19 protein-coding genes are annotated in these 19,571 nt (G+C 62.1%); 2 read left to right on the top strand and 17 right to left on the bottom strand.

Annotation, left to right across the window (positions count from 1 at the left end; translation table 11 throughout):
• Positions 1-27 precede the first annotated feature (27 nt).
• From LGH70_RS18505 to LGH70_RS18495, 3 genes are all read right to left on the bottom strand, one after another.
• Complete coding sequence (locus tag LGH70_RS18505) at positions 28-480, bottom strand: ankyrin repeat domain-containing protein (protein WP_226188692.1); 453 nt, start codon at positions 478-480, stop codon at positions 28-30.
• A gap of 106 nt (positions 481-586) precedes the next feature.
• Positions 587-1,627, bottom strand: a complete 1,041-nt coding sequence (locus LGH70_RS18500) for an LLM class flavin-dependent oxidoreductase (protein WP_226188690.1) — start codon at positions 1,625-1,627, stop codon at positions 587-589.
• A 137-nt stretch (positions 1,628-1,764) separates the two neighbouring features.
• A complete protein-coding gene (locus LGH70_RS18495; protein ID WP_226188688.1) occupies positions 1,765-3,363 on the bottom strand; it encodes an MDR family MFS transporter in 1,599 nt (532 codons plus the stop codon).
• A gap of 134 nt (positions 3,364-3,497) precedes the next feature.
• Here LGH70_RS18495 and LGH70_RS18490 point away from each other — a divergent pair, with 134 nt between their 5' ends.
• A complete protein-coding gene (locus LGH70_RS18490) occupies positions 3,498-4,280 on the top strand; it encodes a sulfite exporter TauE/SafE family protein (RefSeq protein ID WP_226188685.1) in 783 nt (260 codons plus the stop codon).
• 81 nt (positions 4,281-4,361) lie between these two features.
• Here the strand turns inward: LGH70_RS18490 and LGH70_RS18485 are convergent, their stop codons facing one another.
• Together LGH70_RS18485 and LGH70_RS18480 are read right to left on the bottom strand one after the other, a co-directional pair.
• On the bottom strand, positions 4,362-4,991 hold the full coding sequence (locus LGH70_RS18485; protein WP_226188682.1) for an HAD family hydrolase: 630 nt from the start codon (positions 4,989-4,991) through the stop codon (positions 4,362-4,364).
• 206 nt (positions 4,992-5,197) lie between these two features.
• Complete coding sequence (locus tag LGH70_RS18480) at positions 5,198-5,713, bottom strand: DUF4890 domain-containing protein (protein ID WP_226188680.1); 516 nt, start codon at positions 5,711-5,713, stop codon at positions 5,198-5,200.
• A 171-nt stretch (positions 5,714-5,884) separates the two neighbouring features.
• Here LGH70_RS18480 and LGH70_RS18475 point away from each other — a divergent pair, with 171 nt between their 5' ends.
• Positions 5,885-6,922: an SDR family NAD(P)-dependent oxidoreductase gene (locus LGH70_RS18475; RefSeq protein WP_226188677.1), complete on the top strand. Its 1,038-nt coding sequence runs from the start codon at positions 5,885-5,887 to the stop codon at positions 6,920-6,922.
• Between the two features lie 85 nt (positions 6,923-7,007).
• Here the strand turns inward: LGH70_RS18475 and LGH70_RS18470 are convergent, their stop codons facing one another.
• The 12 genes from LGH70_RS18470 to LGH70_RS18415 form a co-directional block, all read right to left on the bottom strand.
• Positions 7,008-7,505 (bottom strand): hypothetical protein, encoded by a 498-nt coding sequence (locus tag LGH70_RS18470; protein ID WP_226188674.1) that lies wholly within the window; start codon positions 7,503-7,505, stop codon positions 7,008-7,010.
• A 312-nt stretch (positions 7,506-7,817) separates the two neighbouring features.
• A complete protein-coding gene (gene mutM, locus LGH70_RS18465; RefSeq protein WP_226188672.1) occupies positions 7,818-8,648 on the bottom strand; it encodes a DNA-formamidopyrimidine glycosylase in 831 nt (276 codons plus the stop codon).
• A 123-nt stretch (positions 8,649-8,771) separates the two neighbouring features.
• A complete protein-coding gene (locus tag LGH70_RS18460) occupies positions 8,772-9,671 on the bottom strand; it encodes a PhzF family phenazine biosynthesis protein (protein WP_226188670.1) in 900 nt (299 codons plus the stop codon).
• A gap of 128 nt (positions 9,672-9,799) precedes the next feature.
• Positions 9,800-10,675 carry a M48 family metalloprotease gene (locus LGH70_RS18455; RefSeq protein ID WP_226188668.1) on the bottom strand — a complete coding sequence of 292 codons (876 nt, stop codon included), beginning with the start codon at positions 10,673-10,675 and terminating at the stop codon, positions 9,800-9,802.
• 482 nt (positions 10,676-11,157) lie between these two features.
• The gene (locus LGH70_RS18450) at positions 11,158-12,948 is read right to left on the bottom strand and encodes an ABC transporter ATP-binding protein (RefSeq protein ID WP_226188666.1); all 1,791 of its coding nucleotides are present in this window, start codon (positions 12,946-12,948) and stop codon (positions 11,158-11,160) included.
• Positions 12,949-13,301: 353 nt separating this feature from the next.
• Complete coding sequence (locus tag LGH70_RS18445) at positions 13,302-13,469, bottom strand: hypothetical protein (RefSeq protein WP_226188664.1); 168 nt, start codon at positions 13,467-13,469, stop codon at positions 13,302-13,304.
• A gap of 90 nt (positions 13,470-13,559) precedes the next feature.
• Positions 13,560-13,787: a hypothetical protein gene (locus LGH70_RS18440; RefSeq protein ID WP_226188663.1), complete on the bottom strand. Its 228-nt coding sequence runs from the start codon at positions 13,785-13,787 to the stop codon at positions 13,560-13,562.
• A gap of 478 nt (positions 13,788-14,265) precedes the next feature.
• The gene (locus LGH70_RS18435) at positions 14,266-15,960 is read right to left on the bottom strand and encodes an MFS transporter (protein WP_226188662.1); all 1,695 of its coding nucleotides are present in this window, start codon (positions 15,958-15,960) and stop codon (positions 14,266-14,268) included.
• A 60-nt stretch (positions 15,961-16,020) separates the two neighbouring features.
• Entirely contained in the window at positions 16,021-16,788 is a 768-nt protein-coding gene (locus LGH70_RS18430) for an OBAP family protein (RefSeq protein ID WP_226188659.1), read from the bottom strand.
• A gap of 186 nt (positions 16,789-16,974) precedes the next feature.
• A complete protein-coding gene (locus LGH70_RS18425; RefSeq protein WP_226188656.1) occupies positions 16,975-17,352 on the bottom strand; it encodes an STAS domain-containing protein in 378 nt (125 codons plus the stop codon).
• A gap of 239 nt (positions 17,353-17,591) precedes the next feature.
• The gene (locus LGH70_RS18420; RefSeq protein WP_226188653.1) at positions 17,592-18,107 is read right to left on the bottom strand and encodes a hypothetical protein; all 516 of its coding nucleotides are present in this window, start codon (positions 18,105-18,107) and stop codon (positions 17,592-17,594) included.
• Between the two features lie 281 nt (positions 18,108-18,388).
• Positions 18,389-19,441: a chemotaxis protein CheB gene (locus tag LGH70_RS18415; RefSeq protein WP_226188650.1), complete on the bottom strand. Its 1,053-nt coding sequence runs from the start codon at positions 19,439-19,441 to the stop codon at positions 18,389-18,391.
• Positions 19,442-19,571: the final 130 nt, after the last annotated feature.

Here is a 19,571-nt window from a genome sequence, read left to right as displayed (position 1 = left end):
GGTAAGCACAGCCGCTTGGGCCAGAATCTAAATCATCTTTTGCTCAATCAGGGCAATAACTTCTTTGTTGCCGCCTTCCTTGGCGTGGGCCAGAGCGTCTTTGCCGTCGTCGTCTTTGGCTTTGGTGTCGGCGCCGCTGGCCAGCAGGAACTCCACAATGGCTTTGTTGCCTTTTGTGGCGGCCGCCATCAGGGCCGTACCCTTAAAAGCGTCGGCCTTGTTGACCTGGGCCTTGTATTTCACCAGGGCTTTCACCAGATCCAGGTTGCCGTTACCAGCCGCCGTGATGAGGTAGGTGGTCGGAAAGCCGGGTACCAGCTCGATGGAAGCGTTGGCGTCGGCACCGGCTTTCAGCAGGTTTTCGGCATCCGCGGGCTTATTTTTTACCACGGCCGTGTACAACTCTTTGCTGGCCGTCTGGGCGCAGGCCACGGAAGCCAGGCTGACGAGAAAAGCCAGCAGGAAAAAACTCTTTTTCATCGAGTTAGGAGAAATCAGGGTAAAGGGAGGGTGGCAAAAATACAAAAAGCTCCGGATGTAACCATCCGAAGCTTCGTATAAATTTGCCGGGCTATATAAAAATGTATCAGCGCATAGCCATGGCAGTAGGAGCCGGGGTAAGTGCAAATGCTTCAGCCAACAGCTCGTAGGAGCGGCGGCGGTCGGCAAAATCGTAGGTGATGGTAACGGCCACGACCTCCTCAACCCCGTATTGCTGAGCCAACTCAGTTATCTGCGCCTTCAGCTGGCTGGGCGTGCCGCTAATAATGCGCTGCCAGTTGTAGGCCAGGCGCTCCTGCTCAGCTTCCGAATATTGGTAATCTTTAATTTCTTCGTAGGGCGGCATCGGGGTCCGCTCGCCTCGTTCCAGGCGTAGCATTTGCACGGCCAAGGACTGGTGCAGCTGGTGGGCTTTTTCCTCGGTTTCGGCGCAGAGTACAAAAATAGCCACGTTGGCCAGCGGCTCCTGCAAATGCACTGAGGGCTTAAAACGGTCCTGGTACATCTTCACCATCTGAGGCCCGCCCACCGGGTTGATGAAGTGGGCAAACGAAAAGGCCATGCCCAGATAGGCCGCAAACAGGCCGCTCTGGCCACTGGAACTCAGTATCCAGGGCTCGGGCACGGTGGCCGCTAGGGGCGTAGCCTTCACTTTGGCCTGAATGGCATCGGGCTCCACGGTGTCGGTCAGGTAGCGGCTCAGGTCCATGAGCTGCTCGATGAAGTCGGACTCGGTGAAGGTGTTTGAGGGGTTCAGCACCGAGGCCGTGAGCCGGTCGGAGCCGGGGGCCCGGCCGATACCCAAGTCGATACGACCCGGAAACAGGGTTTCGAGCATGCGGAAATTTTCGGCCACCTTCAGGGCACTGTAGTGGGGCAGCATCACGCCGCCCGAGCCCACGCGGATGTGCTCGGTGACGCCCGCCAGATGCGCTATCAGCACTTCAGGCGTCGAGCCGGCCAGGGTAGGCGTGTTGTGGTGCTCCGAAACCCAGTAGCGGGTATAGCCCAGCCGGTCAGCCAGTTGGGCCAACTCAATGGTTTCCAGAATGGCTTGGCGAGCCGTGCCGCCCTGCCGCACCGGCGACTGGTCGAGGATGCTCAGGCGAAGAGGTTTGTTGGTCATAGTCAGGGGCGCGTAGGCCGGCGGGCGGGTGTGTCGGGCCCGGCTTGCTTACAGTTCTACCTGTAAAACCGATTCCGCACCCAGTAGTTTCCCCAGGGGCTCAACGGCGGCCATGACGCCGGTTTCAGAACCGGCTGCTACTTGGCCGCGTGCGTGGCCAGCACCGGCACGGGCTTTACGGCGTTGGAAGTGCGCAGCGGCAAGTCGGGAATGAACAGCGTGGCCAGCCAGCCGCAAAGCACCAGGCACAGTGTGCAGAGGTAGACGCGCGAAATAGCGTGGCTGAAGGCTGCCCGCGCTTCGGGCGTGGGCCCGCTCAAGGCGGCGGCCGTCGTCGGAAACGGAATGCCTTCGGCTACCGTGGTTTGCGCGGCGACTTCCGGAGCCGGAGTAGCAGTAGGCGGCAGCGTCTGGGCCAGGCTCATTGTCAGCACGGTGCCGAGCAAGGCAGCGGCCATTACGCCGCCAATCTGCCGAAAGAACTGACTGGCTGAGGTGGCTTGGCCGGTAAGGCGTGGGTCAATGGCATTCTGAATGGCCAAGGTATACAGCGGCATGCAGGGGCCCAGGCCCAGCCCGCAGATCATCACGTAGAGGAGCACCTGCTCGTAGGCTACCGTGGGCGGCATGGTAGCCAGCAGACCCTGGCCCAGCAGCAGCAGCAGCCCACCGGCCAGCATCCAGTGCTTGTAGTGCCCGAAGCGCGCTACCATCTGTCCGGCCAGCATCGAGCCCCCCACCACACCCAACGACAGCGGAATCAGGCTCAAGCCCGCCTTGGTGGCCGATACGCCCAGCACGTGCACCATGAACAGGGGTTCGAAAATGACGATACTTAGAAAAGCGCCCCCGAGCAGGAAAGTGGCAATATTGGCCGTCCGGAACACCGGGTTCTGAAAGAGCGTCAGGTCCAGAATAGGATTGTCGGAGCGCAACGACCGAAACACGAACAGCAGCAGCAGGCCCGCCGCGGCGGCAAACAAGCCCAGGGTCAGGGGAGCCGTCCAGCCATACTGGGCTTTGTTGAGCTGCAAACCCAGCACCAGGGGCACCAGGCCGGCCATCAGCAGCAGGGCCGAGAGGTAGTCGAGCGGCTTTTTCTCGCCCCGGGGCTTGAGGCGCGGCATGCGGCCCAGAATAAACCACAGCGCCAGCAGGCCCAGCGGCAGGTTGACGTAGAACACCAGGCGCCAGCCCGCCACGCCCGGCAGCAGGCCCGAACCGTGGTCGGTGAGCAGGCCGCCCAGAAACGGGCCCAGCACCGAGGCCAGCCCGAACGTCGCACCCACAAAGCCCTGGTACTTGCCCCGCTCAGCGGGCGAAAACAGGTCGGCAATGATGATGAAGGCCATAGCCAGCAGTCCGGCTCCGCCCAGGCCCTGCACAGCCCGGAAAATAATAAGCTGGCTCATGCCGTCGCCCAGCACGGGCAGGGGGCCAAACTCGCCGGCCAGGCCGCACAGGGCCGAGCCGGTCAGGAAAATCAGGATGGCGGTGACTTCAATGTTGCGGCGCGAGTACATGTCGGCCAGCTTGCCATACACCGGTACCAGGGCCGTGCTGGCGGCCAGGTAGGCCGTGGCCACCCAAGCAAACCGGTCGAAGCCGTGCAGCTCGGCCACAATGCGCGGCAGGGCCGTGGCCACGATAGTTTGGTCGAGGGAGCTCAGGAAGAGCGCCAGCAGCACGCCCGCCAGCGTCAGCATCCGGCTGCGCTGGGTAAGATTTTCGGTCATGAGCCGAATGTACGGCAGATTTGGCCGCAGGGTGACCATTCCAGGCCGGCTCGGGGCTAAGATCCTGAAACAGCGCGAAAAATGCTGCTTGCCGCCACGGGAAGTGGCCGGTGCGGCTATCTTTGCCGCCTCTTATGAACTTGGAATTTCTCGACGCAACCCTGGCGCTGCTCTGCGCTTTTGCTCTTCTGGCTGGCTTTATCGATTCAATTGTGGGCGGTGGCGGCCTGATTCAGCTGCCGGCCATGCTGCTGCTGCTGCCGGGCGTGCCCTTGCCCACGGTGCTGGGCACGGGCAAAGTATCGTCGGCGGCGGGTACGGCGGCGGCCCTGCGGCGCTACATGGGGCAGGTGCCCATCCGCTGGCGGGCCGTGGGCGTGGCGGCCGTTACGGCCGGGGTGTTTTCCTTTATCGGGGCCCGCCTGGTGAGTTTGCTGCCCTCCGAATTGCTACGGCCCCTGGTGCTGGGTTTGCTGGTCGTTATTGCCATCTACACCTTTTGGCGCAAGGATTTCGGGACGATTCACGCCCCGCGCCTGCCCGAGCGTAAGGAACCGTACTACGGAGCCCTCATCGGCCTCATTATCGGCTTCTACGACGGCTTTTTCGGGCCCGGCACCGGCAGCTTTTTGCTGTTTGCCTTCGTGGGTTTGTTTGGCTACGACTTCCTGAGCGCCTCGGCTTCTTCCAAGCTGGTGAATGTGGCTACCAACCTGACCAGCCTGGCTTATTTCGCCGCTACGGGCCACATCGTCTGGCACATTGCCCTGCCCATGGCCGCCTGCAACATGCTGGGCTCCACGCTGGGTGCCCGCCTGGCGGTGCGCAAAGGCGTCGGCTTCGTGCGGGTGCTGTTCCTGGTGGTCGTGTGCGGACTTATCCTTAAGCTGGGCTGGGAAACCTTTAAGTCGGTGTAAGTCATACAACCTGGATATAGAGAAGTCCGGCCGATCCGTTGCAACGAGTCGGCCGGACTTCTTAGTAAACGCAAGCCTCGTTTACAGAATACTCCGTAGGTCGCTGAACTGCTCTAGCCGGGCCTCAAATTCGGGCACTTCTCCAAAGCCGTAGGCGGCAAAAACGAACGGAATGCCATTGGCCCGGCTGGCCTGGTAGTCGCCGTCGGTGTCGCCCACGTAGGCCGGGGCTTGCAAGCCAAACCGCTCAATGATTTCCCGGACGTTGTCGGCCTTGGGCAGGTTTTTGGTACCAAAGCACTGGTGGCCTTCGAAATAGGAACCCGTTCCGCTGTGCTCTAAGAAGGCTTCGATGTAGCCTGTCTGGCAGTTGCTGACGATAAAGAGCCGGTACTTGGCGGCCAGGTACGTCAGCGTTTCGCGCAGCAGCGGGTAGGGCTGGCCGCCGTGCTGCCGGGCGCTGGCCAGCTCCTCCTCGGCACAGATCAGGCGGAATTCTTCGCGCTGCTCGGCCGTCAGGTAAGGAAACAGCCGCTCGTACACCACCGGGTAAGGCTGCCCGGTTACGGCCCGCACGGCCTCCAGGGTAATATCGGTTGGCACGTAGCTGACGCGCTGCCGGGCCCGCCGGAAACCTTCTGTCACGGTGGCAGTGGCATCCCACAGGGTGCCGTCGAGGTCAAAAATCAGGCTGTCTACTGAAAGCGGCATGCAACTAGGAGTAAGTGAAAAAACGGGCGCCACCAAAGCGCGCTTACCGGCCGACTAACCCCGGCTTGACACATTTTGTTGGCGAGCTGGCCGGGGCAAACGTAGCAGCGAGTGGACGGTTGCTGGCACAAGGACTCGTCCTATAGCCCGAAAACAAAGCGGGGCCGCCTTTGCAGACCGCCCCGCTCCACTAGTAGCTTCACGCGTTATTCGTCGCGGCTGGGCAGGCCGGGTACGCCGTTGCCCTGGCTGCCGGTGGCCGTGGGCACGCCCATTTTTTCCTCGCGCTTGCGCTGGTACTTGGCAAACTGGTCGGGAGCCAGCACGTCTTTCAGCATCGCCAGGCGCGACTGGCCGATGTCGTCGACCACCGCGTTGAGCTTGCGCACGTCGCTGCGGTACTGCAGGCGGGCCGTTTCCACGTTGCGCACGCTGGTCAGGTTTATCTGGCGCACTTTCTCGGTCTGGGCGGGCGTCAGGTTCAGGGCCTGGCGCATGTTGTCGGTGAGGGCCGTGGCCTTGGCTTCTACTTTTTCGGCCGGCGGCACCGGCACCGGCTTGGTGGCAGCGGGCTTGCCAGGAGCCGGCGCGGTGGTTTTGGCCTTGGTTTTCACCGTGGTACCCGCTACTTCCGTCTTGGTTTTTGTTTTAACCGGGGCCGTTTGGGCGTAGAGAGCGGCCGGGAAAAGCACGAGCGAGGCCAGCAAATAGTTCTTCATCATCGTCAGGGTAAGCGGGGCAAAAAGGCGGGAACAGGTGGACTGAGAACCTTCCCCACGTAAAGATGGTGCCAAAAAAGACGCAACTGGCCCTGTGAACGTTGCGGCAGCCGGTTTTCTTGTCTGCGGACCGGTTCTACGTAACCTTTCCCGCCGCTTTGCTTACAAGAGTATATGAAGCGAGAAACCCGAAACAACTGGCTGACAGCAGTCGGCGTAGGCGCCCTGATGGCAGCCGCCTCTTTGTGGACCAACCGCCGCGGCTTTTACGATCTGGAAGGCCGCGTGGTGCTTATCACTGGCGGTTCCCGGGGCCTGGGCCTGATCCTGGCCCGGCAGGCCGTGGCCGAAGGGGCCCGCGTGGCCATCTGCGCCCGCGACGCCGAGGAACTGGAGCGGGCCCGCCAGGAACTCACGGCCGGTGGGGCCGAGGTACTGGCCTTGGCCCGCGACCTGACCGACGCTGCCGAAGTACATTCCTTGGTTGAGGAGGTACAGCAGAAGCTCGGCTCCATCGATGTGCTCGTCAACAACGCGGGCATTATCACGGCCGGCCCGCTCGACCACACCGACCTGCGCGACTACCAGGACTCAATGGATACCCACTTTTGGGCCCCGCTGCACGCCATGCAGGCCGTGCTGCCCGGTATGCGGCAGCGCGGGGAAGGTCGCATCGTCAATATTGCTTCCGTGGGCGGCAAAGTGGCCGTACCGCATCTGGCGCCCTACTGCGCCAGTAAGTTTGCCCTGGTAGGCTTGTCCGAAGCTTTTCGGGCCGAGCTGAACCAGCACAACATCGTGGTAACGACGGTATGCCCGGGCCTGATGCGCACCGGCAGCGCCCGCCACGCGTTGGTAAAAGGTCAGCACAAAAAGGAGTTTGCCACCTTTATCATTGCCGATTCGCTGCCGGCCTTCACCCTCGACGCCGAAAAAGCCGCCCGCCAGATCTGGAATGCCTGCCGCCGCGGCGACGCCGAAATCATTCTGGGGCTGCCGGCTAAGCTGCTCTCGGGCCTGCACGGCCTGCTGCCCGGCACCACCAGCGACATGCTCAGCTGGGTAAACCGGGCCCTGCCGAGCCGCACCGGCGAGCTGGGCAACGAGCGCCGCCGCGGCTATGAGAGCGAGTCGGAGGTGTCAAAGTCGTGGCTGACGACGCTGACGCGCAAAGCCGAGCGGGAAAACAACGAGCTGAGCAGCAACCGGTAATAACTTGCGCCGCTGCCAAAAAACAAGCCTCACTTCCGGCCGGAAGTGAGGCTTGTCTGGTACTGTGAACGGTGGAAACTCGTGCTTAGTGGCCGAATACCGACGTGTAGGTCGTTACCGGGTTGGTGCCTTCCGAGTAGTTCAGGCGCAGGGTCGAGGGCGTCAGCTCGGCAATGGCAAAGCGGCGCACCGCGTTGTCCTGGCGAATGATGAGCGAGTCGCCTTTGGCGCTGAGCTGCCAGGCACCGCTAAGCAGCTGGGGACTTTCGGCTGTGGCTTTCAGCGAGCCTTCACTCACGCTATAGGAGCCACCGCTTTTGTAGTCGATGATGTTGTCGCGCAGCGAGGGCTTCAAACGAGCCAGCATGCTCACAGTTGCCGTCTCGGGCTGGCCGGCCGTAACCGTGCGCGAGGTCATGTCCGTCAGGTGCCAGCTGCCGGTCGAGAGCAGCTCGGTAGCCGATTGGGATTTAACAGCTGCAACTTCCTGAACAGGCTCCGCTACTTCATCCAACTCTTTATTACAAGCTACCAACGACAGGGTGGCAGCCGCCAGGCTCAGGAAAATGGGCAGTTTCTTCATGAAAACGACAATTTGGTGAGTGAAACAACACGCAAAAACGCGTAGTAGCCGTAAGGCATAGGCAATGATTTTCTTCTTTTTCTACTTCCAACTTCACAATCTCTTCTCCGCTCCCGCCTTGAAGATGTGGACCTAACTCAAAGGTAATACACTTAGTTCGAACTTTCGCGGAAAAAGACAATTATTCAAACATTATATAGACAAAGTTCAACTCGACAAATCAAACATAAGATTTTGTGCTTCATGTAGTTGGTAAACGTAAAAACCCTGCCTGTGACACCATAAGCAGGGTTTTTAATAAGTTGAATAGTATTATTCTTGCCCCTTCAAAATCGGTTGGCAGCGCGGACAGATATATGTGGCGCGGCCGCCAACATAGCTTTTTGCTATATGTACTTTCGGGTGACGCGGGCAGAATAAATGCTGCTCAGTGCCCGGAGTGGCCGAATTGTCCCACTCGCGGGCATGAATCAGAAAGGAGGCCGGGAAGTGGCGGTAAGTGGCCTCGTGACCAATAGCGGTGTGCAGGACCAGCTGAATAGCTTCCTGTATAGCCTTGAATTCCTTCGTGGTCAGGGTATTGGCCCGCCGCTCGGGATGAATGCGGGCCTGAAACAGCACCTCGTCCACTATCCAGTTGCCCAGGCCCGCCGTCACGCCCTGGTCGAGCAGCAGCGGCTTGATGAACATCTTCTTGGGGCCCAGCTTCTGCTGCAGGTGGGCCGCCGTCACATCCAACGCATCGGGGCCCAGCTTTTTGGCTATCTGGTACTGGCTTACGCTCTCGGCGTGCCGGATGCGGCCAAACTTGCGCGGGTCGATGAACGCAATGCGCAGCCCGTTGGCCAAGTGCAGAGCTACGCGGGTGAAGCGCGGCGCGTCGTGGTCGTCGCGGTAGGCGCCCACGTCGCCGGTCATGCCAAAGTGCAACGCCAAAGCCGAGCCGTCGCTCAGCTCCAGAAAGCAGTTCTTACCGATGCGCCGGGTGGCCGTTACGTGCTGGCCCGCCAGGCGCTGGCGCAAGGTGTCCTCATCGGTGCCAAGCACGTGGGCGTCGCGCACCTCCAGGGCCGTAATGGGTTGGTCTAAAATGAGCTCGTCGAGGAAACGACGGTAGGTTTCTACTTCGGGTAATTCAGGCACAGCGGGTAGATTATGGACAGATAGTGCAACTTGATGCCCCGGCTGCCGGGAGGATACCGGGGGCTTTGGGTAACACCAAATAGCCCCCGGGAGTTGCACTACGGCTCAGCTGACCCCGGCTGGCTACAGCGTCAGCTGCCCCTCAACCACTACCACGCCCTGGCCCGCAATGGTAACCGATTCGATGTCTTCCCTCGGGCCAGCTATGCTAACGTGCACGGTGCCCACCCGGCCCATCCAATGGCCCTGTTCGGCCACAAATTCCGGCTGTTGCAGGTAGCCGTGGTGCCAGAGGTAGGCCGCCATGCCCCCGGTCGCGGAGCCCGTCACGGGGTCTTCCCCAATATCGGGTGGGGTGCCGAAGTGGCGGGCAAACGTGTGACCCGCCGCCGTAGCGCCGCCCAGGCAAAACAGGTGCGGACTGAAAAAGTCGCTGCCGGCGCGGTAGCGGGCAAAGGCCGCCGCATCGGAAATGTGGGCGCGGCGCAAAGCTTCCTGGTCGCGCAGCAGCAGCATAAGCTGGGGCGTACCGGTGCTGACGGTTTGCACCAGGGAACCAGGCACCAGGTCATCCGGCGAGAGGCCGAACAGGGGCAAGACCACGGCCGGGTCGTGCACGGCGCCAAACACGGGCTTGCGCTGCGTCATGCGCACCTGCGGCGGCTGGCCGGCAGTAGCAGACTTCTCCACGGCAATGGCAATGGGGCCGTGCAGCAGCTCCAGCAGCAGCTCCGTGCGTTGTGAGGGCAGGGCCAGCTGCCCGGTGTGCGCCAGGGCCGTGATGGTGGCAATGGTGGGGTGGCCGGCCAGGGGAATTTCCTCGGCCGGGGTGAAGTAGCGCACCCCAAACTCGGCCACGGTTGAGCGGCGCACGAAAGCCGTTTCCGACTGGTTGAACTCCCGGGCCAGACGCTGCATGGTGTCAGCAGAGAGGTCGTCGGCGTCCAGCACTACGGCGCAGGGGTTGCCGCCCAGGGCGGTGGTGGTAAACGCATCAACCAGCAGAAACGGATAAGTAGGCATGAGGAAAAGAAGTAGGGAAGGCGTAAAGCTAAGAATTGACTTGGACGCTGGCTCTGCCTTCGTTTATTGGTCACAAAAAAGACCTGCTCAATAGAGCAGGCCTTGATGATGTCTGATACATGTTAAGGCTAGGAAGGATCCGAGAGGAGGCCGACCTGCTGGCCGCGGTTGTTGAACACGCCCCCGCTGGAGCTGATGTAGAGGCGACGGTCCTGGCCATCGACCAAGATATAGGGGAAGCTGGCGCTGTTGGAGCGGGTTACGCGACCCACTACCTGCCCGGTGCTGGAGTTGTGCTGCATCCGCACCACGTTCAGCTTGCTAGTGAGGTAGTAGCGCTGGTCGGGGTTGTCGCGGAAGACAATCTGGCCCACTACGCTCATGGGCGCCGCAGTGTTGGCAACGGGGCGCACCGGGGTAGGCGCGCTGGCTATAGCTACCGGAGCCGACGAAGGAGCGGCGGTGCGGCTGCTGGCCAGAATCTGGGTGTTGGCCTGCTGCCAGCCTTTGCCGATAGCCGCCAGGCGGGTGGCACGGCCAGGGTGCGTGGGCGAGGCTTCCTCATCCGACACGACGGCCATAGCGGCCTGGGCCTCCGCCATGCTGGCACCCATTTTACGTAGTACAAAGCCCGAAAACTCGTCGGCTTCCAGCTCGTCGGTGGGCTGGCTGCCGCCGGCGCGCAGGGTGTGGCCGTTCAGGTGATGGCCCATTTCGTGGGCCAGAATGCTGGTGCCGGCCCAGTCGGTGCGGCCCGCACGGTTCACGGAAGCCACAAACTGCGGGTTGTAGAGCAGAAAGCGTTTGCCGTTATACACAACGGCCGCTGCGTTCTGCACCTGCGAAGTGGCCTGGAGCTCGAAGCGGGGCTTGAGGCCGACCACATCGGTGATGTCGCGCAGTACGTCGCGGCTGCCCGATTGGGCTGTAGCCGAATTATTTACCAGTAACCACCCGGCAAGCATCAAACCTGCGAAGCGGCGGAAAATGCGGAAGTGGGTCATGAAAAAATCCTTTTGGCTGATAGAAACACTAATTCAAGAACCCTGCCGAAAAACGGGCTGCGGCGCGTGCCGGGCGGGGCTATGAGAACAACGAAAATGCATCGGTTTTGGTGCTTAGCTCAACCAGAAATCTGGGTGCCCGGCGCCGTTGCCAAGAAAAGAGCCGTAGGCGGCGCGGAAGGTTGCGTGAAGGCATTATTAGAGCTGGTGGCAAGCTTCGACCCCGGTTATGGCCCGGCTCATTTGCTCATATCCCGCGAAGAATCTTCTCACATCGGAATAACTAGGTTGACTCAACACAACAAAGCCCTCTACCGCACTATCGGTAAAGGGCTTGGCTGCTTGGAGTAAGATTCAGCGGGGCCGGGCGACACGGTTCTTCGTCGGCAGACGCCAGGGGGAAGGCTGACAGGGTAGCTATGCACTGGCCCCGTCGTAGCTGACAAAATATCAGCCCGCTGACAGCCGGGACAGTGGCCTTGCTATGCTTTCTGCAGCTGCTTGGCCACGGCCGGAGCTGGCCGCTCCCCGATTTGCTGGCGCCACATGGCGTAGTACAGGCCTTTCTGGGCCAGCAGCTCGTCGTGGCGGCCCTGCTCGGCAATGTGGCCCCGCTCCAGCACGAAAATCTTGTCGGCGTGCAACACGGTGCTCAGGCGGTGGGCAATGAGAATGGTGATGTGCTGACGGGAGCCCGACAGCTCCCGCACCGTGGTGCTGATTTCCTCTTCCGTGAGCGAGTCCAGGGAAGACGTGGCTTCGTCGAATACCAGCAGGGTGGGGTGGCGCAATAAGGCCCTAGCGATGCTCAGGCGCTGCTTTTCGCCACCCGATACCTTCACGCCGCCTTCCCCGATAACGGTGTCGAGGCCCTGTGGGGCGCGGGCTAGCAGGCCGTCGGCAGCAGCCTGGCGCAGGGCGCGCAAACATTCCTCGTCGGTAGCGTGGGGAGCCACGAAGAGCAGGTTTTCGCGGATGGTGCCGGCAAACAGCTGCGTGTCCTGGGTGACGAAGCCGATTTGCTCACGCAGCCGGTCCAGGTCGAGGTGAGAGCCGGCAATGCCATTGTAGCGAATCTCGCCGGCCAGGGGTGGGTAAAGGCCCACTAGCAGCTTCACCAGCGTGGTTTTGCCCGAGCCCGAGGGCCCCACGAAGGCAATGGTTTCGCCCAGCTTGGTTTCAAACGATATGCCATCCAGGGCCGAGTTGGCGGCCGACAGGTGCTTGAACCGCACGTCGGCGAAGGTCAGGGTCTGAATCTGGTCGATAACCTGCGGGTGGGTGGGCTTGACTTCCTTGGGCGTATCCAGAATGAGCTGGAAGTTGGCCAACGAAGCCTCCGTTTCGCGGTACACGTTGATGATGCTGCCCATTTCCTGCAGCGGCCCGAAAATGGCGAAGGAGTAGATGAAGAAGGAGAAGAACTCGCCGACCGAAATAATCTTCTGCACCACCAGAAACAGCAGCATGAGCAGAATCACGTTGCGCATCAGGTTCACGAAGGTGCCCTGCACGAAGGACAAGGAGCGTAGGTAGCGCACCTTTTTCAGCTCCAGCTTGAGAATTTTCTCGGTGGTGGCGTTCAGGCGCTTGGTTTCCTGCTGGGCCAGCCCTAGGCTTTTTATCAGCTCGATGTTGCGCAGACTTTCGGTAGTCGAGCCGGCCAGAGCCGTGGTTTCGGCCACGATGGTTTTCTGAATGACCTTGATGCGGCGGCTCAGAAACAAGCTTAGGGAGCCCAGAATGGGAATAGTCAGGAAGTAAACTGCCGCAATGGGCCAGTACACGCTGATGGCGTACCACATCACGAAAACGATGCCCACCAGGGAAATAAAGAGCACGTTGACGAAGCTCAGAATCAGGCGCTCCACGTCGGTGCGCACCTTTTGCAGCTTGCCCAGGGTTTCGCCCGAGCGTTGGTCCTCAAACACCTGGTAGGGCAGCTCCAGGGAGTGGCGCAGGCCGTCGGAATACAGCTCGGCCCCGAGGCGCTGGGTAATGACGTTGGTGTAATAGTCCTGGAAGTTCTTGGCGATGCGCGACACCATGGCTACGCCCATGGCCTGCAGAATCAGCAGGCCGGCACCGCCTTGCAGAAAGCCCCAGAAACCGTTCTGCAACGATGATTCGCCGGCTTTTACCACGTGCCGGTCGATGATCTGGCGGAAGATATAGGGGTCGAGCAAGGAGAAAACCTGGTTGATGGCCGCCAGGCCCAGAGCCAGGGCCAACAGGCCCCAATAGTGGCGCAGGTAGCTGTAGAGAAGTTTCATGTGTGGAGCAGAGAGAGAATATTCAGATGCAAAGCGGCAAGCGGGGCTATAAGTTTTAACGATTGAGCCTCGCAACGTCGGCGGGCGGGTTGCCGAAGCCGACTGTAAGATACTAGCATCACCATTTACAAGCCCACGGGGCGCGTGGCAGAGGGCCTTGTAGAAGTTTACAGTGACCTGCGCCACGCGCCCCGTGGCCCTGTACTATCTGCAATGGCCTCCGCCGCGCAGCGGAAAGGGTTGTACCCATCTGCAATGAGCTCCGCCATGCGTCGGGCCGGCAAGTCAGGATACTTACCGCCTGTGCTGGCATCTTCGGTTGCACCATAATCTGCGGCCAGAATGTTTGCCGCTTACCTCTTTGGTGGAGCCAGCGGCGGCTTGGTCAGGACGGCTTTGCCGATAATCTGCCCCCGGCCCTCTACCGGCTCCATTGGAATGAGCAGCTCAACGGGCGGCCCGCCCCCGGCCACTTTCACCGATACTTCCTTGACTTTGAACGCGAAAGGGCTGCTCTGCACTCGCAGCGTAAGCAGGCCCGCACGTACGGGAGCCCAGCCGGAAGTCAGCACCAGCTCGAAGCGGCCGTTTTCGTCGGTTACGGTGCCATATTAGGTGTCGTTGATAAACAAAAAGTCCCTGGCTACACCCGGCCCTTTGTTGCCATCGAGCACCTGTCCTCGAATCATGACCGACTGCTGTTGCTGCCCGGAAGCGGTAGGGGGCGGTACGGCTGCCGTAGTGGGAGGCGGCTGGGGAGCCTGGGTGGCGCACGAGGAAACTGCCTGCCAGCCCAGCAGTGCCAGACCCGCCAGCGCCCAGCGCCGCCACCAACTCACGGGCGGCGGGGCCAGCTGCGATGCGTAGGCCTTGGCGCACCGGCTTGCCGCCCTGCCGCGCCAGAAACGCCAGAATCTCGGCCTCGCTGAGACGGGTGAAGTCGACCACCTCGGTAGCACAAGCGGCGCAGTGGCGGCCCGCTGCGGTGGGCAACATAGCTGCCCAAGGCTGAGCGCAGGGCTTGGGGACAGAAACCATATGTTTAATGTGGGGAATGTGTTCTGAATGTGGGGAATGTAGAGAAAAGGCGGAATGTGTCCTTGCGAGACACGAAGCAATCCGTCCGCTGACATGTGCCGAGGTTCCTTCAGTGAAAAGCCCTAACGTCTGCTCAGGCGTTAGGGCTTTGTAACAAAAGAGGGTGACTACCTGCGCAGCGGACGGATTGACGCCGCTTGAGGCGCAGAATGTCCTGCGTCATCACAATGACACTTTCTTGTTCATTCCCACATTCTCCACATTCCTCACATCAGCACATTACGATGTGGCCTCGCCGGCGGTGCTGGCTACCAGGCGGGTGCTGCCGGGCACCATGGGCTGCTCGGGGGGCAGGGGCAGGGCGTGCTGGGCCAGCAGGTGGGCAATAACGGGCGGCTCGGGACCCACGTGGAACTGCCGGGCCCGAAGCTTCAGCTCGGCTTCTTCGCGACTCACGCCCCGCTCGTGCTGCTGCTCGTGTTCTTCCCAGGTTTCCACCATGAAGTACTCTACCAGGCGGGTGGGGTCAGCTAGGTCGGCGTAGGTGCCCACCCGGATGGCGCCCTCGCGGCGGCGGATGTCGGCCAGCTGATCCATGATAAACACGAAGGCCTGGCGGTGCTCAGGCAGCACGTGGTAGGTAGTCGTGATGATAACCGGGCCTTCGGTGGGCACGGGCTCCTGGGCCAGCACGGGCTCCAGGCGGGGCCGGGCGGGCGTAAAGTCGAGGGCCTCGCCGCTGCGCAGGGCAAAGCGGAACACCAGCAGGGTGCTGAGCATGAGCCAGATGGCCGCCGCCGCCAGGGCCCAGGTGGTATCGAGCCGCTCGGCCACGGCGCCCCACACAATGCTGCCCAGGGCCATGCCGCCCTGAATGGTAAGCAAGTACAGGCTGATGGTACGGGCCTGCACCCAGCGCGGCACCACCGTTTGCACGCCCACGCTAAAGGAGTTGAGTACCAGCATCCAGGCCAGGCCCACGAGCGTGAGCAAACCGTAGAGCAGCCAGTGGTTGTCGGCAAAAGCCAGCCCGGTCAGGCCCGCGGCAAAGGCCACGGTAGCCGCCGTTACGCGCCAGTTGATGCTCAGGTACTTGTTCAGGCGGGGCAGAATGACGGCGCCCAGCACCGCGCCCAGGCCCATGCATGAGAGCAGCATGGAGTAGAACGAGGTGGGTTCGTGCAGGCGACGCACTACCACGGCCGGCATCAGGGCAAACAGGGCGCTGGCCCCGAAGGTGAAGCACACGCCGCGCATCAGAATGTTCTGCACCGGCGGGGCAAACCGCGCGTACCGGATGCCGCCCCGGATGGCGGCCACAACCCGCTCGGTGGCCAGCGGCGAAGTAGCCTGGGGCTCCCGCTTCCAGCTCCAGACCATATACATTGTGGCCACGAAGGAAATACCGTTGAGCAGAAACGCGGCTCCGGCCGAGAAGTAGCCGATAACCAGCCCACCCAGGGCGGGCCCGAAGGCGCGGGCCAGGTTGAAGCTCACGCTGTTCAGGGCTATGGCCTGGGGCAGCTCGGGGCGCGGCACCAGCTCCGGCGTCACGGTTTGCCACACCGGGTTGTTCAGGGCCCCGCCCAGGCCCAGCATAAAGGTGAGCAGCAGCAGCAGCCAGGGCGTGGTGAAGCCCAGCAGCGTGACGGTAGCCAGTACCAAGGCCGTGGCCGCCATCCAGGTTTGGGTGAGCAGCAGCATCCGGCGCCGGTCTACCAGGTCGGCCAGGGCGCCGGCGGGTAGGCTGAGCAGGAAAACCGGCAGGGCCGAAGCCGTTTGCAGCAGCGACACCAGAATGGGCGAGGGCGTCAGCTCGGTCATCAACCCCACGGCGCCCACGTTCTGCATCCAGGTACCGATGTTCGACACGAAAGAGGCAATCCAGAGCATGCGGAAAAAGGGAATCCGCAGGGGCGAAAATGGGGAGGAGCTGACGGGGGCGGCCGAAGCCGTGGGGGCAGAAGCAGGCATAGAAAGAAATACTCAGGACGGCGGATCTGAGTTGCCTGCGTATGCCTTCAGCGGCTGGCGCTAGTGCTGATGCAGAGCCGCTTTGGCGTCGGGCACGATACCCAGTTGGCGCACCTCGCCCTGCTCCCAGGCATCGGCGCCGGGCGCTACGGGCGGTGCCGCAATGTCGGCGCGCTGCCGCCGCTTTTCCCGCGAGGAAATTCCCAGGCGCTGGTCGCGCCGGGCCACCATCGTGGTGTCAATCTGCCCGTCCCGGGTGAAGCCCATCATGAGCAGGGGCGTGCCCAGGGGCAGGGTTTTGTCCCGGTCGGTGTGCCAGGTGTGGAAGGTTTTGCCGTAGGTCGATACCAGCTCTTCCATCAGCTCGTGCTCGGCCACGGCGGGCAGGCCGGGTGCCACCAGCGTCCCCGACTTCACCTCGTGCACGTGGCTGTGCCAGAGCTTCTTTTCCTCGGTGGGCAGCTGTTTAAATAGCTTTTTGGTGACGATGTACTCGATGCCCATAATCTTGGCGTCGGCGCCGTTGCCGTCGTAAATCACGCACTGGGTTACGTCCTCGTTCAGCTTGGCGCAGAAGTGATGGGCCTCCATCTGCTGGCCCAGGGCCCCGTTGTAAAAGTGAAAGCCGTCGAGGTACAGGTTCAGCTTTTGCAGGGGCGCCTTGCCCTGCAGCACGTCGGCCCCGGCTTCCAGCACCCGCGTCTTGGCCGACTTCCCGGCCCCGGGCGCCTCCACCGGCGAGCTGGTGTTCTGGTCGCCGCAGGCCGGGAGCAGGGGCAGCAAGCCCGCCAGCAGGCTGGCACGGCACAGGGATTGGAAAAGGCGCATGGGCAGAAAATCAGGCCGGGAAGACAGGAAAACGAACAAGCCCCCGGAACAAACTTCACGGAGGCTTGTCTCCATCGGAGCAGCAGGCGGGCTACCAAAATGAGTAATCGGAACCAGCGGCAAGCGGCCGGCAACAGCCGCGCCGGGTGGGGTGTAGGTTGTGGAAAAGAAAGGTTGGGTTGCGGCTTACTGAGCCTGCACGGCCCGCAGCGACAAAGAGTCAGACTGGCCCGACCGGGTGGCTTCAATGTCCGCAGGCGAGTCGATCTGCAACACTTTATCCAGCTGCAGCAGCCGTAGGGTGCGGAGCAGGAACGGGTCCACGTTGCGCAGCAGCACCTTGGCGCCGGCCGCCTGCAGGGTCAGCAGCTGGGAGGCGAAGTAGGCCACGCCGCGGGTGCGCAGGCAGCGCAGGCTCTGGCAGTCGATGAGCAGGCGGGGGCGGCGCAGCTTGCTGTAGCGCATCAGCATGCGGGCCAGCTCCATGGGCTTTATTTCGTCGAGGTTTACCCGAATCAGGTAGGGCGTCAAGTCATCGGTTCCGGAAGTAGGTAGGCTGTTCATGGTCGTGGCGTTAGTGGTAAAAGAACGGGGGCAGGCCTTCTGATTGGCGCCGGGCGGGTGGTAAGCACAGCCGCCGCCGCCGCTGCTCCGCAGTAGTCAGCTACTGGAAAGTGAATTTAGTCAATGAGTTACAAAGTTGCCAGCGTATTTGCACGCATTTTGCCGGGCGGCTACTACGGGTTAGCTGTCCGTAGTTGTAGCTGAACAGTGCCCGAATTGGCCTCGGGGCGGGGTGGCCCTCAGGCGTCGGCCCGCAACGCGTAAGGCTGCCGCATGCGGCCCAGCTCCCAGGTCTGGCTGCGGTAGTGGCTGCGCTCCAGAAAAAACCAGCCGCGCAGGCTAGTGCCGCCCAGCATCAGCTGCAGGGAGCCGGCACGCAGGTCGTGCTCCAGGGTGGCCTTGTCGGTGGCGCAGCGGCGCAGCTGGCAGGTGCCCGCATCGATGATGCGGCCGGGGACGGGTACTGCCAGTGAGGTCTCCACCAGCTGGGCCGGGGGCCGCAGCGCCAGCTCCCGCGCCGACGAGCCCAGCAGCATCCAGTGCGCCAGCTGCTGGTCGTGGCAGTACAAGGACAGGTGCAGGCAGGAAATGCTACCCGGCACCTGGCGGAGCACAAACCGCACCGCGCCGACCAGCGTGGAAGGCTGCTGCCGCATGCCGGAAGTAGCGGCGGCGGCTTGGTACCCATTGGCGGCCAGGTCCAGGATGCAGACCCGCCCCAGGCAGGAAGGTGAAGAAGGTACGGACTGATTCATAGCGCAGAAAAGCAGGTTGGGTAGTTGGAGCGGAGCAGCGGGCGGTCCGGCAACAGGAACAGAGCCTCCGAAGGGCAGAGCGTGGGAGCTTTTAGGTCAAAGAAACGGGAAACGCCTGCTTCTTACTCGCGGGTAGCTACTGAAAAACTGGACGGTAAACACTGATATTCACCTGCGTACAAGGCGCAGAGCGGCGGGGCCAGGCACGCAAAAGCCCCGAAGCACGGGCTCCGAGGCTTTTTATATTGCGGCCATGGGTGGCCGCGCAAACGACGCCGGCCCTAGTTGTGGGGCGTCGCCCTGCGGCTGCCCGTGGGCATGTTCTGCGTACTGTCCGTATCGGTACTGCCGTTTTGACTTTTAATACCGTTGAGCAGGAACTCGCGCAGGCGGTTGATATGCATCTTCATTTCCTCGATACGCTCTTCCTGCTGCACGCTGTAGGCACCTTCGCCGCGGCTGGCCATGTTGGTAAGCAGGTTTTTGCGCTCCTCCATCATGCGCAGCGCCACCCACAAGCTTTCCTCCAGGCCGTGCTGGGAGCGTTGCAGCAGCGCGTCGGCCGAGAAGGCGTGGCCGGTATGACAGCGGTAGCGCAGCAGCTTGCCGTGCTTCATTTCCCAGAGCGAGCCGCCGCAGTCGGGGCAGGTCATGGGCACGGTGCGGCCCAGCTGACTTACTTCTTCGATGCTTCCCACGATTCTTTCCGCAATGGCGGCCTCCATTTTTATGTCTTCCGGAATATTACTGACGCTGCCAACGGGCATGCGGGCCAGGCGATTCAGCAGAAAGCCCATTTCGCGCAGGGGCACCACGTAGTCGATGGGCACGTTGCTGAGGGCACTCTCCGGCATGCTCGGAAACTCGGCCTCGGCCGGGTCCTGCACCACGGTTTGGCCGCCGGCGCGCTTCACCAGCTCCAGGCCGGCGGTGCCGTCGTGGAGCATGCCGGTGAGCACCACCCCGATGACGTTGGGACCATAATAGGCCGCGGCCGACCGAAACAGGGCGTCGGCGGCGGGGCGGTAGTGGTTTTCGTGGGGCCCCTTGGTCACCAGCACCTGGCCTTCCTTGACCAGCAGGTGGCGGTCGGGGGAAGCCAGATACAACGTATTGGGGGCCAGCGGCTCGTTGTTCGCGGGCAGCTTGCAGCGCAGGTCGGTGTGGCGGGCCAGGCGCTCAATCAGGTGCTGGCCCGAGGAGTCGGGGGCGAAGTGCTGCACGACGAGCACGGCGGCCGGCAGGTCGGCGGGCAGCTGGGCCACGAGCTGGCAGAGGGCCGGCATGCCACCGGCCGAAGCGCCTATTACAATTACGTAGTTAGGGTGCGCCACAGGGGGGAAGCTAGAAGGTGAAACACGGGGCCTGCGCCGGGCCGGAAAAAAGGCGCTCTGAACAGAAGAATGTACGCAGGGTGCGGAATTTTGGCCAGGGTTGAGCTTGGGCTTTTTCGGCGCTGGCGTC

This window comes from Hymenobacter nitidus, from assembly GCF_020447315.1.
Lineage (GTDB): Bacteria > Bacteroidota > Bacteroidia > Cytophagales > Hymenobacteraceae > Hymenobacter > Hymenobacter nitidus.
Note: the sequence above shows the minus strand (reverse complement) of the source record. Positions and strands in the feature narration are given on the sequence as shown.

What these genes read in the sequence shown, in the direction of transcription:
- LGH70_RS18505 (WP_226188692.1), bottom strand. Translation starts at nt 480, where the DNA reads ATGAAAAAGAGTTTTTTCCTGCTGGCTTTTCTCGTCAGCCTGGCTTCC.
- LGH70_RS18500 (WP_226188690.1), bottom strand. Translation starts at nt 1,627, where the DNA reads ATGACCAACAAACCTCTTCGCCTGAGCATCCTCGACCAGTCGCCGGTG.
- LGH70_RS18495 (WP_226188688.1), bottom strand. Translation starts at nt 3,363, where the DNA reads ATGACCGAAAATCTTACCCAGCGCAGCCGGATGCTGACGCTGGCGGGC.
- LGH70_RS18490 (WP_226188685.1), top strand. Translation starts at nt 3,498, where the DNA reads ATGAACTTGGAATTTCTCGACGCAACCCTGGCGCTGCTCTGCGCTTTT.
- LGH70_RS18485 (WP_226188682.1), bottom strand. Translation starts at nt 4,991, where the DNA reads ATGCCGCTTTCAGTAGACAGCCTGATTTTTGACCTCGACGGCACCCTG.
- LGH70_RS18480 (WP_226188680.1), bottom strand. Translation starts at nt 5,713, where the DNA reads ATGATGAAGAACTATTTGCTGGCCTCGCTCGTGCTTTTCCCGGCCGCT.
- LGH70_RS18475 (WP_226188677.1), top strand. Translation starts at nt 5,885, where the DNA reads ATGAAGCGAGAAACCCGAAACAACTGGCTGACAGCAGTCGGCGTAGGC.
- LGH70_RS18470 (WP_226188674.1), bottom strand. Translation starts at nt 7,505, where the DNA reads ATGAAGAAACTGCCCATTTTCCTGAGCCTGGCGGCTGCCACCCTGTCG.
- LGH70_RS18460 (WP_226188670.1), bottom strand. Translation starts at nt 9,671, where the DNA reads ATGCCTACTTATCCGTTTCTGCTGGTTGATGCGTTTACCACCACCGCC.
- LGH70_RS18455 (WP_226188668.1), bottom strand. Translation starts at nt 10,675, where the DNA reads ATGACCCACTTCCGCATTTTCCGCCGCTTCGCAGGTTTGATGCTTGCC.
- LGH70_RS18450 (WP_226188666.1), bottom strand. Translation starts at nt 12,948, where the DNA reads ATGAAACTTCTCTACAGCTACCTGCGCCACTATTGGGGCCTGTTGGCC.
- LGH70_RS18435 (WP_226188662.1), bottom strand. Translation starts at nt 15,960, where the DNA reads ATGCCTGCTTCTGCCCCCACGGCTTCGGCCGCCCCCGTCAGCTCCTCC.
- LGH70_RS18430 (WP_226188659.1), bottom strand. Translation starts at nt 16,788, where the DNA reads ATGCGCCTTTTCCAATCCCTGTGCCGTGCCAGCCTGCTGGCGGGCTTG.
- LGH70_RS18425 (WP_226188656.1), bottom strand. Translation starts at nt 17,352, where the DNA reads ATGAACAGCCTACCTACTTCCGGAACCGATGACTTGACGCCCTACCTG.
- LGH70_RS18420 (WP_226188653.1), bottom strand. Translation starts at nt 18,107, where the DNA reads ATGAATCAGTCCGTACCTTCTTCACCTTCCTGCCTGGGGCGGGTCTGC.